The 13,365-nt window shown below is 71.7% G+C and carries 12 protein-coding genes; 6 read left to right on the forward strand and 6 right to left on the reverse strand.

The genetic code is table 11. From position 1 onward, the window contains the following. Nucleotides 1–3: 3 nt before the first annotated feature. Nucleotides 4–360, reverse strand: a complete 357-nt coding sequence (locus tag ACFQS7_RS18270; protein ID WP_380068547.1) for a hypothetical protein — start codon at nucleotides 358–360, stop codon at nucleotides 4–6. Nucleotides 361–479: 119 nt separating this feature from the next. Here ACFQS7_RS18270 and ACFQS7_RS18275 point away from each other — a divergent pair, with 119 nt between their 5' ends. The 3 genes from ACFQS7_RS18275 (at nucleotide 480) to ACFQS7_RS18285 (ending at nucleotide 3,170) form a co-directional block, all read left to right on the forward strand. Then, nucleotides 480–833, forward strand: coding sequence for a hypothetical protein (locus tag ACFQS7_RS18275; protein WP_380068548.1), 354 nt, complete (start codon nucleotides 480–482; stop codon nucleotides 831–833). Beyond that, on the forward strand, nucleotides 830–2,041 hold the full coding sequence (locus ACFQS7_RS18280; RefSeq protein ID WP_380068549.1) for a cytochrome P450: 1,212 nt from the start codon (nucleotides 830–832) through the stop codon (nucleotides 2,039–2,041). Before ACFQS7_RS18275 ends, ACFQS7_RS18280 begins: the two co-directional genes overlap by 4 nt. A gap of 166 nt (nucleotides 2,042–2,207) precedes the next feature. Continuing rightward, nucleotides 2,208–3,170: a Bug family tripartite tricarboxylate transporter substrate binding protein gene (locus ACFQS7_RS18285; RefSeq protein WP_380068550.1), complete on the forward strand. Its 963-nt coding sequence runs from the start codon at nucleotides 2,208–2,210 to the stop codon at nucleotides 3,168–3,170. 603 nt (nucleotides 3,171–3,773) lie between these two features. Here ACFQS7_RS18285 and paoC read toward each other — a convergent pair. Genes paoC through paoA form a run of 3 tightly spaced genes read right to left on the reverse strand, consistent with a single transcriptional unit; the run spans nucleotide 3,774 to nucleotide 7,957 of the window. Beyond that, entirely contained in the window at nucleotides 3,774–5,993 is a 2,220-nt protein-coding gene (paoC, locus tag ACFQS7_RS18290; protein ID WP_380068551.1) for an aldehyde oxidoreductase molybdenum-binding subunit PaoC, read from the reverse strand. A 3-nt stretch (nucleotides 5,994–5,996) separates the two neighbouring features. Beyond that, nucleotides 5,997–6,947, reverse strand: coding sequence for an FAD binding domain-containing protein (locus ACFQS7_RS18295; RefSeq protein ID WP_380068552.1), 951 nt, complete (start codon nucleotides 6,945–6,947; stop codon nucleotides 5,997–5,999). Next, entirely contained in the window at nucleotides 6,944–7,957 is a 1,014-nt protein-coding gene (paoA, locus tag ACFQS7_RS18300; RefSeq protein ID WP_380068553.1) for an aldehyde dehydrogenase iron-sulfur subunit PaoA, read from the reverse strand. The genes ACFQS7_RS18295 and paoA overlap by 4 nt, the downstream gene beginning before the upstream one ends. Nucleotides 7,958–8,165: 208 nt before the next feature. On the opposite strand from paoA, the gene ACFQS7_RS18305 reads away from it, so the two are divergent. Both ACFQS7_RS18305 and ACFQS7_RS18310 read left to right on the forward strand, forming a co-directional pair. Next, nucleotides 8,166–9,176 (forward strand): TauD/TfdA dioxygenase family protein, encoded by a 1,011-nt coding sequence (locus ACFQS7_RS18305; protein ID WP_380068554.1) that lies wholly within the window; start codon nucleotides 8,166–8,168, stop codon nucleotides 9,174–9,176. Nucleotides 9,177–9,225: 49 nt separating this feature from the next. Continuing rightward, on the forward strand, nucleotides 9,226–9,891 hold the full coding sequence (locus ACFQS7_RS18310) for a glutathione S-transferase family protein (RefSeq protein ID WP_380068555.1): 666 nt from the start codon (nucleotides 9,226–9,228) through the stop codon (nucleotides 9,889–9,891). On the opposite strand, the gene ACFQS7_RS18315 is transcribed toward ACFQS7_RS18310, so the two are convergent. After that, nucleotides 9,888–11,513 (reverse strand): GMC family oxidoreductase, encoded by a 1,626-nt coding sequence (locus tag ACFQS7_RS18315; RefSeq protein WP_380068556.1) that lies wholly within the window; start codon nucleotides 11,511–11,513, stop codon nucleotides 9,888–9,890. The genes ACFQS7_RS18310 and ACFQS7_RS18315 overlap by 4 nt on opposite strands. Continuing rightward, nucleotides 11,513–12,265: an SDR family NAD(P)-dependent oxidoreductase gene (locus ACFQS7_RS18320; RefSeq protein WP_380068557.1), complete on the reverse strand. Its 753-nt coding sequence runs from the start codon at nucleotides 12,263–12,265 to the stop codon at nucleotides 11,513–11,515. Before ACFQS7_RS18320 ends, ACFQS7_RS18315 begins: the two co-directional genes overlap by 1 nt. 212 nt (nucleotides 12,266–12,477) lie before the next feature. Between ACFQS7_RS18320 and ACFQS7_RS18325 the strand changes: the two genes are divergently transcribed. Next, entirely contained in the window at nucleotides 12,478–13,362 is an 885-nt protein-coding gene (locus ACFQS7_RS18325) for a sulfurtransferase (RefSeq protein WP_380068558.1), read from the forward strand. Nucleotides 13,363–13,365: the final 3 nt, after the last annotated feature.

Raw genomic sequence — 13,365 nt, forward strand, 5'->3', positions numbered from 1 at the left:
CCGTCAGCCGCCGTGGCCGAGATCGTCCACGTCGGCCGGGGTGCCGGCCCAGCGATGCGGGTTGCCGTCCAGGTACTGCACTGCCGCGTCGCGGCCGCCGCCCTGCAGCACGCCCAGCCGGCCCTCGCGCGCCTGGCCGCCCGGCCGCGCCGCATAGCCAGTCTGGTCGCGGCCGCCGCCCTGGATGCGCGCCACGGCGCCGCCGACGATGGTGTCGCCAAGGCCCGCGCCGTAGGTCACCGCCTGGTCTTCGTCGCCGCCGCTCAGGCGCGGATAGGCCTCTGCCGACGCCGGCAAGGCCAGCACGCCGAGCGCGGCGGCAAGGGCGATGGCCGGGACGGACAGGAATTTCGGGGACATGGTTCGCCTGTTTCTCCTCGTGCGGGTGGAGCTGCGGCCATCTGCCGTTCCTTTCCTGCACCTAACACAGACATTAACTTGGGTTCATGTTGAAGGTTCCACAACCCCCGGAGGCCGGAATGGACGAGATCGAAGTCCCGCTGCACGCGGTCGCCCACAGCCGCGCCGGCGACAAGGGCAACCGCAGCAACCTCTCGCTCATCCCCTACGATGCGGCGCTGTACCCGATCCTGGCGGAGCAGGTGACGGAGGCGCGGGTCCTGGCGCTGTTCGCGCATCGCGGCGCGACGCGCTGCACGCGCTACGACCTGCCCTTGTTGCAGGCCTTCAACTTCGTCGTCGACGACGTGCTGGAAGGCGGCGTCAACGGCAGCCTCAACCTCGACGGCCATGGCAAGACGCAGTCCTTCCGCTTGCTGTCGCTGACGGTGCGGGTGCCGCGCGCCTTCGCCCAGGGGCATGCCATGCCATGAGCGCGGCGCTGGCCGAGGGCTTCGACCTGCGCGCCCTGCCGGCCGCCTTCTACGACGACCCCTACCCGACCTACCGCGCGCTGCGCGAGACCGCCCCGGTCAAGCGCATGCCGGACGGCTCGCTGTTCCTGACGCGCTGGGCCGACCTCGACAGGGTGTACCGCGACACGCGGACCTTCTCCTCCGACAAGCATGTCGAGTTCGCGCCGAAATACGGCGCCACCCCGCTGTTCGAGCACCACACCACCAGCCTGGTCTTCAACGACCCGCCGCTGCACACCCGGGTCCGCCGGCTGATCATGGGCGCGCTGACGCCGCGTGCCATCGGCGGCATGGAGCCCTCGCTGGTCGCCCTGGTGGACCGGCTGCTCGACGCCATGGCGGCGAAGGGCGAGGCCGACCTGATCGAGGATTTCGCCGCCGCCATCCCGATCGAGGTGATCGGCAACCTGCTCGGCGTGCCGCAGGACGAACGCGGGCCGCTGCGCGACTGGTCGCTGGCGATCCTCGGCGCGCTCGAGCCGGTGGTGCGGCCGGAGGTCGCTGCGCGCGGCAATGCCGCGGTCACCGAATTCCTCGGCTACCTGCGCGGCCTGGTCGCCCGCCGCCGTGCCGCGCCGCTGGACCCCGCCACCTGCGTGCTGACCCGGCTGATCCAGGGCGAGGAATCGGGCGACCAGCTGACCGAGCAGGAATTGCTGCACAACTGCATCTTCCTGCTGAACGCCGGCCATGAGACCACCACCAACCTGATCGGCAATGGCCTCGAGGCGCTGCTGCGCTTCCCCGCCGAGAAGGCCCGGCTGCTGGCCGAGACCGGGCTGATCGGCAGCGCGGTGGAGGAGGTGCTGCGCACCGAAAGCTCCAACCAGCTCGGCAACCGCGGCGTGACGGCGGCCTGCGAGATCGGCGGCGTCGCGGTCGCACCGGGCACGCTGGTCACGCTCTGCATCGGCGCCGCCAACCGCGACCCGGCGCAATTCCCCGACCCGGAACGCTTCGACGTGGGCCGCACGCCGAACCGGCATCTGGCCTTCGCCACAGGCGCGCATCAATGCGCGGGGCTTGCCCTGGCGCGGCTGGAAGGGCGGATCGCCATCGCCCGGTTCCTGATGCGGTTTCCCCGCTATGCGTTGTCCGCCGCGCCGGTGCGTGGCGGGCGGGCGCGGTTCCGCGGGTTCCTCAGCCTGCCGGTGCGGGTTGCCTGACAGGCAAGGTTGGGGAGGGAAAAGTATTTCCTCCCCGAACCCCACCCTTCCTTTTTGTGGGCTTGGCATTTGCCGCGCGGCAGGCGCCGACTCCCAGAAACAGCGGAAGGCCAGGGAGGATGCTCTCTCCCTGGCCTTTGCTTCCTAACCTGCACAGGACGCCCGCATGATGCCCACCCGTCGCGCCACGCTGGCCACGCTGTTTCCCCTTGCCGCCCAGGCCCAATGGGCACCGGACCGCCCGCTGCGCTGGATCGTCGGCTACCCGCCCGGCGGCGGCACCGACGTCCTCGCCCGGCTGCTGGCCGCTGCCATGGGCCCGAAGCTCGGCCAGCCGGTGGTGGTGGAGAATCGCCCGGGCGCGGCCACCAATATCGGCGCCGAGGCCGCGGCCCGCGCCGAGCCGGATGGCCTGACCGTCTTCACCGCCGGCAACGAGACGCTGGTCTTCAACCCGGCGCTCTACCGCGCGCTGTCCTTCGACGTGGACCGCGACCTGCGGCTGCTCGGCCTGATGGCGCGGTTCCACCTGGTGGTGGCGGTGCGGCCCAATTCCGCCGCCGGGTCGCTGCGGGCGCTGCTGGACCGCGCGAAGGCGGCGCCGGGCAGCGTGGACTACGGCAGCCCCGGCATCGGCAGCCCGCACCACCTGGCGATGGAACGCCTGGCCCGCGATGCCGGGGTGAGGCTGAACCACGTGCCCTATCGCGGCATGGCGCCGGTGCTGAACGACCTGATGGCCGGCACGGTCGAGGCCGCGGTGGTCGACCTGGCGGCGGGCGGGGAGGCGCTGCGGTCGGGCCGCATCCGCCCGCTCGCGCTCTGTTCCGCGGCCCCCCAGGCCGCGCTGCCGGGCGTGCCCACGGTGGCCGATTCCGCCGGGCTGGCGGGCTTCGAGGCCTATGCCTGGCAGGGCCTGACCGCCCCCGCCCGCACCCCGGACGCTGCCGCCACGCGGCTGGCCGCGGCGCTGGCGGAGGCGCTGGCCGAACCGCCGGTGCAGGCCCGCATGCGGGAGATCGGACTGGAGCCGCTGGCGGGCGGCGCCGCCGAATACCGCGCCCGGATCGACGCCGAACGCGCCATCACCTGGCCGCTGATCAAGGCGCTGGGGCTGACGCTGGACTAGAGTGCGATGGCTTGGGGCGAAACCGCCGATAAGCCCGATCGCGCGGCCCAACGGACGCCGTTGCGGCTGTGCCATCAATACTTGCCGGATGCGACACTGCTTTTGTCCGTGGGAAGGCTCACGCATCTGGCGGCGGTACCTGGCCCTCCCAGCTGCACTGGGCGACGGTGAATCGCGGTTCCCGACTCTGTCGCGGCGTTACGTGCCTAGCTGCTGCTGCCGGATGACCGCAAGAGCATCGAGCCAGCGGCCGCCTGGGTCGGGTCCAGGCGACGCATCGGTCGCGCATTGCGTCCAGCCCCGAAGGCGCGCCGACGGCGGTCGAACGCATGCGTTCAACCCAGGATGCGAACGTCCACCTCCTCGAGCAGTCCGATGGGTGGGTAACCCAGCGAGCCCGTCACATGACCCTGGAGACGATCGGCACGCTCAGCCCTACCGCCGGCGTCAGCCGGCCCGCTATGGCCAACTGACCGGACGGCCCAGCCCAGGAGCGTCCCTCCTACACCACGCGTCGGGGCACGATCCTTGCCGTGCCATCAGTCGCTCGGTGGCCGAATCCGCGGCCTTGGCTCGCCGCAGGGCGAGCATGGCGGCCCTGCGTCATGCCGGCTCCGGCAGACGCTCCAGCAGCTTGTCGAGGGTGACCGGGTAATCGCGCACGCGCAGGCCGGTGGCGTTGTGGATCGCGTTGGCGATCGCCGCGCCGACGCCGCAGAGCCCGAGTTCGCCGACCCCCTTGGCCTTCATGGGCGAGGAGACCGGATCGACCTCGTCCAGGAAGATGACCTCCTGATGCGGGATGTCGGCATGCACCGGCACCTCGTAGCCCGCCAGATCGTGGTTTACGAAGAAGCCATGCCGCGTGTCGACCGCCAGTTCCTCCATCAGCGCCGCGCCCACGCCCATCGTCATCGCCCCGATCACCTGGCTGCGCGCCGATTTGGGGTTGAGGATGCGGCCCGCCGCGCAGACCGCCAGCATCCGCCGCACCCGCGTCTCGCCGGTCGCGGCATCCACCGCCACCTCGACGAAATGCCCGGCGAAGGTGGATTGCTGGAAGCGCTCGGCGAGGTCGCCGTATTCGATCGTGTCTTCCACCACCAAGCCCGCCGCGCCGGCCGCCTCGCCGAGCGGCACGCTGCGGTTGCCGGCGCGAACCTGGCCATCGGCGAACTCCGCCTCCGCCGAGTTGAAGCCCAGCTTCTGCGCCACCGCCTCGCGCAGCTTGACGCAGGCGGCATAGACACCGGCGGTGGAACTGTTCCCGCCCCACTGCCCGCCCGAGCCGGCGGAGGCGGGGAAGTCGGAATCACCGAGCCGCACCGTCACCCGCTCCAGCGCCACGCCCATCATCTCGGCCGCGGTCTGGGCAATGATGGTGTAGCTGCCGGTGCCGATATCGGTCATGTCGGTCTCGACCGTGACCCTGCCGTCGGCGGCCAGCCGCACCCGCGCGCCCGACTTCATCGCCATGTTGTTGCGGAAGCCGGCCGCCATGCCCATGCCGATCAGCCAGCGACCCTCCCGCTGCTGGCCGGGCGTGGCGCGGCGCCGGTTCCAGCCGAAACGCTCCGCCCCCTGTTGCAGGCACTGCACCAGCTGGCGCTTGGAGAAGGGGCGCTCCGGGTTCTCGGGATCGACCTGGGTGTCGTTCAGGATGCGGAACTCGACCGGGTCGATGCCTAAGCGCTCCGCCATCTCGTCCATCGCTACCTCGAGCGCCATCAGGCCCGGCGCCTCGCCCGGCGCGCGCATGGCGTTGCCCTCCGGCAAATCGAGCTCGGCGAGGCGCATCGCGGTCAGCCGGTTCGCCCCGGCATAGAGCAGCTTGGTCTGCGACACCGCCAGTTCCGGCTGCCCGCCCGGCAGGTCGCCCGAGAGGCTCTCATGCGCGATGGCGGTGATGCGGCCGTCGCGCCCGGCGCCGATGCGGATGCGCTGGATGGTGGCGGGGCGATGCGTCGTGTTGTTGGCGACCAGGGGACGCGCCAGCGCCAGCTTCACCGGCCGCTTGGCGGCCCGGGCGCCCAGCGCCGCGAGGACGGCATCCGCCCGGAGGAACAGCTTGCCGCCGAAGCCCCCGCCGACATAGGGACTGTCCAGCCGCACCTTCTCGGCCGGGATGCCCAGCGTCTTCGCCAGGTCGCGCTTGCCCCAGGCGACCATCTGGTTCGAGGTCCAGACGGTGAGGCTGTCGCCCTTCCAGGCGGCGATGGTCGCGTGCGGCTCCATCATCGCATGGCTCTCGTCCGGCGTGGTGTAGGTCGCGTCCAGCGTCACCGCGGCCTGGGCGAAGGCGGCTTCGAAATCGCCGACGCGGTCCTCGGCCGGGGCGCCGCTGCCCTCGTCGCTGTCGGCACTGGTCAGCTTGGCGTTCCCGGCCTCGGCGGCCAGGTCGAAGCGGCCGGGCTGGCGGTCATACTCGACGCGGATCATCGCCGCGGCGTCGCGCGCCTGCTCGAAGCGCTCGGCCAACACCACCGCGATCGCCTGGTGGTAGTGCTGGATGTCCGGCCCGCCGAAGAGGAAGGCGGTGTTCATCTCGCCCTTTTCCAGCTGCGGCATGTCGAGCGTGGTGACCACCGCCAGCACGCCGGGCGCGGTGCGCGCGGCGGCGGTGTCCATGGCCTTGACGCGGCCCTTGGCGATGCCGGCGCCGAGGATATGGCCATAGGCCTGGTCGGGCGCCACGTCGTGGCGTTCATAGGCATAGGGCGCCGTGCCGGTGGTCTTGCGCGGCCCGTCGATGCGGTCGACCGGCTTGCCGACGACCTTCAGCCGGTCGATCGGATTGGCCGCGGCGGGGGTATCGAATTGCATGGCTCAGCTCCTCGCCTCGGCCAGGACGGCAGCCAGCGTCCGTTCAGCCAAAATGACCTTGAAGGCATTCTCGTGGGTCGGCCTGGCGCCATCCAGGATCGCCGCCGTCGCCGCCTTGGCGCCGCGCGGCAACTCGGCCTCGGCCGCCTCGACCCGCCAGGGCTTGTGCGCCACGCCGCCCAGGGCGACGCGCCCGGTGCCGTCGCGCTGCACCACCGCCGCGACCGAGACCAGGGCGAAGGCATAGGAGGCCCGGTCGCGGACCTTGCGGTAGAAATGCCGCCCGCCCATCGGCGGCGGCAGGACCACCGCGGTGATCAGCTCGCCCGCCTGCAGGGCTGTCTCGATATGCGGCGTCTCCCCGGGCAGGCGGTGGAAGTCGGCCATCGGGATCCGCCGCTCCGTCCCGTCCGGCGTGATCGTCTCCACCACCGCATCAAGCGCCCGCATGGCGACCGCCATGTCGCTGGGATGCGTGGCGACGCAGGCCTCGCTCGACCCGATCACCGCCAGTTGCCGGGTGACGCCGCCGATCGCCGCGCAGCCGGAGCCGGGCTTGCGTTTGTTGCAGGCCATGTTGGTGTCGTAGAAATACGGGCAGCGCGTGCGCTGCAGCAGGTTGCCCGCCGTGGTCGCCTTGTTGCGCAGCTGCCCCGAGGCCCCGGCCAGCAAGGCGCGGGAAAGCACGCCGTAGTCGCGCCGTACGCGGTCGTCGGCGGCGAGGTCGGTGTTGCGCACCAGCGCGCCGACCCGTAGCCCGCCTTCCGGCGTCGGCTCGATCCGGTCCAGTGCCAGGCCGTTGACGTCGATCAGGTGGACCGGCGCCTCGATCTGCAGCTTCATCAGGTCGAGCAGGTTGGTCCCGCCGGCGATGAACTTCGCCCCGGGCTTGCCGGCCACGGCAGCGGCGGCCTCGGCCGGGGTGGCGGCGCGTTCGTAGGTGAAGGGCTTCATGCCTGCCTCCCCGCGACTTCGGTGATCGCGTCGACGATGTTGGAATAGGCGCCGCAGCGGCAGATGTTGCTGCTCAGGCGTTCGCGGATCTCCTCGGCGGTGACCTGCGGCGCCGCGGTCAGGTCGGCGGTCACATGGCTCGGGATGCCGGCCTTGAATTCGTCGAGCATCGCCACCGAGGCGCAGATCTGCCCCGGCGTGCAATAGCCGCACTGGTAGCCGTCATGCCTGACGAAGGCGGCCTGCATGGGATGCAGGGCGTCGGGCTGGCCGAGGCCCTCGATCGTGGTGACCGCATCGCCCTCGTGCATCACCGCCAGCGTCAGGCAGGAATAGATCCGCCGTCCCTCCACCAGCACCGTGCAGGCGCCGCACTGGCCGTGGTCGCAGCCCTTCTTGCTGCCGGTGAGCTGCAGATGTTCCCGCAGCGCATCCAGAAGCGTGGTGCGGGTGTCGAGTTCGAGGGCCCGCGTTTCGCCATTCACCCGGAGGGAGACATTCGCCATCGTCGATGTTCCTGTCTGCGTCGTTGCGCTGGTCGTGGGGGCCGGCCGCGCCTGGGTCGGCCCGGCCGTCGGCGCCATCGTGGCGGTGGCCGCGCCGGCGACCAGGATGCGCCGTGATATCGGTGGGGTGTCGTCGGTTCTCATGCGGTTCGGTCCTTCAGCGTCCAGACAGGGCGCATGGCGTCGCCGGGCGAGTGGGCGCGGCCGCCGAACGCCAGCGTGCGAGCACCCTGGGCGACTTCGGCCGGCGCCCTTGGGACGTCCTTGCGGAGTGATTTCTTGGTGCGGCCGAAGCCGCACGCCCCAGGTCAACGCGGCGACACGGAAACGGTGGCATCGCGTCCGTTGGCCGAGTCGTTTTTGAAGAACCGTGCGGGGAGGGGGGGTGCCGCCGGTGACCTGGGAGCCACCCCGGGACCTGGCGCCGTATCGCCGTGCCCGGTGGCGACGGCGGGGCGTCCGAGCACGGCCTCGGGCCCGCCCATGCGGCCGATCGGCTCCCATGCGATCACGCGCGCCCGGTGGGCGTGTCGCCGCCGGAGCGGCCGTTCACCGGCGCCTCGATGCTCCCATGGCGGATGGCGGTGCCACGGATGTCCGAGATTGCCGGCCCGATGCCCGCATCTTCCCAAGCCGGCCCCGGCGCGACACCCTTCCCGGCAGCCGGGGTCGCTCCGGCCCCGCTTGCTTCAGCCGCAGGATGACACCGCCCATGGCCGCCAGCATCGCCTTCGCCCAGCCCCTGACGGGCGCCGGTTTCGGCTGCCGCATCGATCCGGCGGGGGCCGGCGGCGCCGCGGCCCTGGTCGCCGCCGCGGAAGCCGATCCGGCGGCCCTGCCGCGGGCGCTGGCCGCGGGCCGCGGCCTGCTGCTGCTGCCAGGCATGGACGCGATGGCCGAGGCGCCGGAGTTGCTGCTCCGCCTGTCCCGCATCTTCGGGCCGGAGGTCGAGGACTACCGCACCACCGGCATGGCGCCCAACATGGTGCACCCGACGGTGCCGGAGATCTTCGTCGTCTCCAACATCCCGCCGGTCCTGCGCCAGCCGCCGCCCCTGCCGGACCCGCCGCTGACCGAGGACGGCAGGCTGCCGGTGCAGTATCCGCACCGGCATGGCTGGCATACCGACCAGAGCTACCGCCGGCCGCCGCCCGACATCTCGCTCTTCCTCGCGGTGCTGCCGGCGCCGCGGGGCCAGGGCCAGACGCTGTTCGCCGATGGCATCGCGGCCCATGCGGCCTTGCCCGAGGCGCTCAAGGCGCAGGTGGCGGGGCTGGAAGGGCTGCATGTCGGCTCGTCGGCCGGGCGGCGGCGGGAAGCGGTGGCGGCAGGGCAGCCGCCGCGCGCCCTGGCGCCGCACGAAAGGCCGCAGCGCCAGCCGGTGGTGCGCATCCACCCGGTCACCGGGCAGCAGGCACTGTACCTGTGCGAGCACGGCCAGATGGACTGGCTGGAGGGCCCCTTCCTTGGGATGGAGCCCGGCCCCACGGGCGCGGGCGCGGCGCTGCTGGACCGGTTGATGGCGCATCTGACCCGGCCGGAATTCGTCTATGTGCATGAATGGACGCCGGGCGACTTGGTGGTCTGGGACAACCGCTGCACCGTCCATGCCGCCACTTGGTTCGACGCGGCGAAGGAGGCGCGGGTGATGTGGCGCACCACCGTCAGCGGCCATCCCGGCGCCGCCTATGCCGGGGAGGCGAAGAGCTGGCTGGCGGCTTGACCCCGGCCGCGGCGGCCCCCCACCATACCGCGGTGGGGGAAAACCGGTCATGGTCAACACGGCGGATGCGGGCGATCCGGAACGCCTGGTGCTGTTCGGCAGCTTCACCAGCAGTTCCAGCTACAAGCCGATGCTGTTCCTGTCGCTGTCCGGCCTGCCGTTTTCCTTCCGCACGGTGAACCTGAAGAACGGGGTGCAGAAGTCGCCGGACTACCTGCGCGTCAACCGCTACGGCCAGGTGCCGGCGCTGCGGCACCGCGGGCTGACCGTGGTGCAGTCGAACGTCATCCTCGACTACCTGGCGCGTGCGACGGGTTGCTTCGACGGGGCGACGGAGCAGGCGCGCTGGACCGCGCGGGAATGGCTCTCCTGGGAAGCGGATGCCATCACCAACGTCGCCAAGGTGCGGCACTACAGCCGCTTCCGCGCAGTGGACCCGGCGGTGATGGACTACTTCCGGCCGCTGGCCGAGGGCGCGCTGGGTTTCGTCGATGACGCGCTGGCGGATGGGCGGGACTGGCTGGCGGGCGGCGCGGCGCCGAGCATCGCCGATATCGGCTGCTGGGGCCGCATGGTCTTCATGGCGGAAGGCGGGCTGGAGATCGCCCGCTGGCCGCATCTGCAGGCCTGGGCCGCGCGGCTGATGGCGCTGCCCGGCTTCGCCCTGCCCTACGACCTGATCCCGAAGCGGGACACGGAGTTTCCAGGCCGTTAGGCGGCCCGGGCGAGCCGCGCCGCCGCCCTGACCAGCACCGCGCCCTTCTCCGCGATCATGATGGTCGGCGCATTGGTGTTGGTGGAGGTCACCGCCGGCATCACCGAGGCATCGATCACCCGCAACCCCTGCAGCCCATGCACGCGAAGCTGGTCGTCCACCACCGCCATCGGGTCCTGGCCCATCCGGCAGGAACAGGAGGCATGGAACACGGTGGTGCCGGTCTGCCGCGCATAGGCGAGGAATTCGTCGTCGGTCTGCACCTCGGGTCCCGGCAGCGTCTCCGCCACCAGGTAGCGTTGCAGCGCCGGCGCGCGGAACCAGTCGCGCACCTTGCGCATCCCGGCGACGATGCTGCGGCGGTCGCGGTCCTCGGCCAGGTAGTTCGGGTTGATCGCCGGCTGGTCCTGCGGATCGGCGGTGCGGGCCAGCACGCTGCCGCGGCTTTCGGGCCGCATCTGCCAGAGGCCGGAGGTCATGCCCGGCTTGCTGTCCAGCACCCGCTGCGTCCCCGGCGCATAGCTGGCCGAGGCGAAGAGTGCCTGCACGTCCGGCGTCGCCGACTCCTCCAGCACCTTCACCGAGGCGGCGATGAGCGAGGCCGCATAGGTCAGCATGCCGCGCCCGGTGGCGACATACTTGAACACCTCGCCGGCGAAGCGCAGCCCGCGCGAGCGTTCGTTCAGGGTGGCGATGTCCTTCACCTCGGCCTGGACGCGGACCAGGAAATGGTCCTGGAAATTCCGCCCCACGCCGCGCAGCGCATGCCGCACCGGCACGCCGATCCGCGCCAGGTGGTCGGGGTCGCCGACGCCCGAGAGCTGCAGGATATGCGGCGAGCCGATGGCGCCGGCCGAGAGGATCACCTCCGCCGCCGCATCGGCGCGCTGCACCGTGCCGCCACGGGCGAATTCGACGCCCACCGCCCGCGTGCCGTCGAGCACCACCCGGTGCACCAGCGCGCCGGTCACCACCTGCAGGTTCGGCCGCGCCATCGCCGGCCGCAGATAGGTCCGCGCGGTGGAGGCGCGCAGCCGCCCGCCGCGGGTCTGCTGCACCCAGCCGACATGGTCGCCGAGCCCATGCGGCAGGTCGTTCAAATCCTCCCGGTATTCCCAGCCCAGCTCGGTGCCGGCGCGGATCGCCGCCTCGCACAGCGCGGGCTGGTCCCGGGTGCGGGAGGTGAATTGCGGCCCGTCCTGCGCATGCACCGCATCGGCCGGGCCTTCCCAGCGCTCCGACTTGCGGAAGAAGGGAAAGACCTCCTCCGACGACCAGCCGCGGTTGCCGAGCTGGGACCAGTGGTCGTAGTCCTCCGGCTGCGAGCGGATGTAGATCATGCCGTTGATCGAGCTCGACCCGCCCAGCACCTTGCCGCGCGGATAGGGGATCTCCCGCCCATCCAGCCCCGAGGCCTTGTCCGCCTTGAAGCCCCAGGTCAGCGTCGGGTGCTGCAGCAGCTTCATGTAGCCGGCGGGGACATGGATATAGGGGTGCCAGTCGCGCCCGCCCGCCTCGATCAGGATGACTTGCGTGCCCGGGTCTTCGGTCAGCCGGTTGGCCAGCACGCAGCCGGCCGAGCCGGCGCCGACGATGACGTAGTCCGCCCGCAGCCCGGGCATCAGTGGAAGACCCGGCCGGAATCGATGACCATGGTCTGGCCCGTCATCGTCCCGGTGCGGCACAGGGTGACGACCATGTCGGCGCAATCCTCCTTGTCCGCCGGCTTCTTCAGCAGCGACGTGGCGGCCGAGCGCTCGATCATCTCCGGCCGCAGGTTGGCGGTGGCGCGGGTGCCGTCCAGCAGGCCGGGCGCTACGCAATTCACCAGGGTCTCCGGCGCCAGCGCCACCGCCATGCAGCGCGTCAGGTGGATCAGCCCGGCCTTCGAGACGGCATAGGCGATGGAGGAGCCGACCGGGTGCAGCCCGGCGACCGAGGCTATGTTGACGATCCGCCCCGCCCCCTGCGCCCGCATCACCGGCGCCACCGCCTTGATCAGCCGCATCGGCCCGGTCAGGTTCACCGCGATGATCCTGTCCCAGGCCTCGGCGGTCAGGGCGTCGAGGTCGGCGAAGGGGATCGCCTGGTTGTAGGCCGCGTCGTTGACCAGGATATCCAGCCGGCCGAAGCGCTGCGTCACCGCGCCGACCAAGGTATCCACCGCCGCCTGATTGGTGATGTCGCACTGGAAGGCGGCGGCGCTGGCCTGGTGTCGCGCCGCCAGGTCGCGCACCACATCCTCGGCCTGGTCGCGGCTCTGCGCATACATCACCGCGACATGCACGCCCTCGCGCGCCAGGGCGTGGCAGATGCGCTGGCCGAGCCCGCCATTGCCGCCCGTGACCAGGGCGACCTTCCCCTTGAGGTCCATCGACCCTTCCTCCCCCGCGGGTGCGCGCTCCGCCGGCGGCGGCTTCCCGTTTCGCCCGGCAGAGTGCAGCCTGTGCCGCCCGGCAGGCAAGCCGGGCCGGTGTCCTGCCCCTGAGGCCCGCATGCGGGCTTCCGGGATCGGCAGGCCACGCAACCTTGGTTTCTGGCTTGCCGGTCGCCCGTCGCGATCGGCCCGCCAGGGAGGAAACCCGGATGGAAGCCGCCCCGTACTACGCCTTCCCCGAGGCCATCGTCAGCACCGCCTGGCTGGCCGACAACCTCGGCGACCCCGCGCTGCGGGTCTTCGACTGCACCACCTACCTGCTGTACGAAACCGGCACCGGCCGGCCCTACCGGGTCGGCAGCGGCCGGCCGGACTACGAGGCCGGCCATATCCCCGGCTCGGGCTTCCTCGATCTGCAGGGGGACCTGTCCGACACCGCCAGCCGCTTCAACTTCACCATGCCGGACCCGGCCGACCTGGCCGCCCGCTTCGCGGCCAAGGGGATCGGCCCTGGCACCCGCGTCGTCCTCTATTCCCGGAAAAGCCTGCAATGGGCGACGCGGGTCTGGTGGATGCTGCGGGCGATCGGCTTCGACGATGCGGCGATCCTCGATGGCGGCTTCGACAAATGGGCGGCCGAGGGACGGCCGACCGAGACCGCCGAGACGCGCTACCCGCCGGCGACGCTGGCCGCCCGGCCGCGGCCCGGCCTGTTCATCGGCAAGGCCGAGGTGCAGGCCGCCATCGGCGATGCCGGCGCCTGCACCATCAATGCCCTGGCCCCCGACCTGCACCGCGGCGAGAACCCGCGCTACGGCCGGCCGGGCCGCATCCCGGGCAGCGTCAACGTGCCCGCCGCGGCCCTGCTGGACCCGGCGGCGCTGACCATAAGGCCGCCCGAGGCGGTCGCCGCCAGCTTCGCCGCGGTCGGCGCCGACCCGTCGAAGCGCATATTGCTGTACTGCGGCGGCGGCATCGCGGCGACGCTGGACGCCTTCCTGCTGCACCAGCTCGGCTACCGCGACATCGCCGTCTACGACGCGTCCATGAGCGAATGGGCGAAGGACGAGTCGCTGCCGATCGAGCAGGGCTGAAGC

The sequence above is a fragment of the Dankookia sp. GCM10030260 genome (genome assembly GCF_042666655.1).
Classification (GTDB): Bacteria; Pseudomonadota; Alphaproteobacteria; order Acetobacterales; family Acetobacteraceae; genus Paracraurococcus.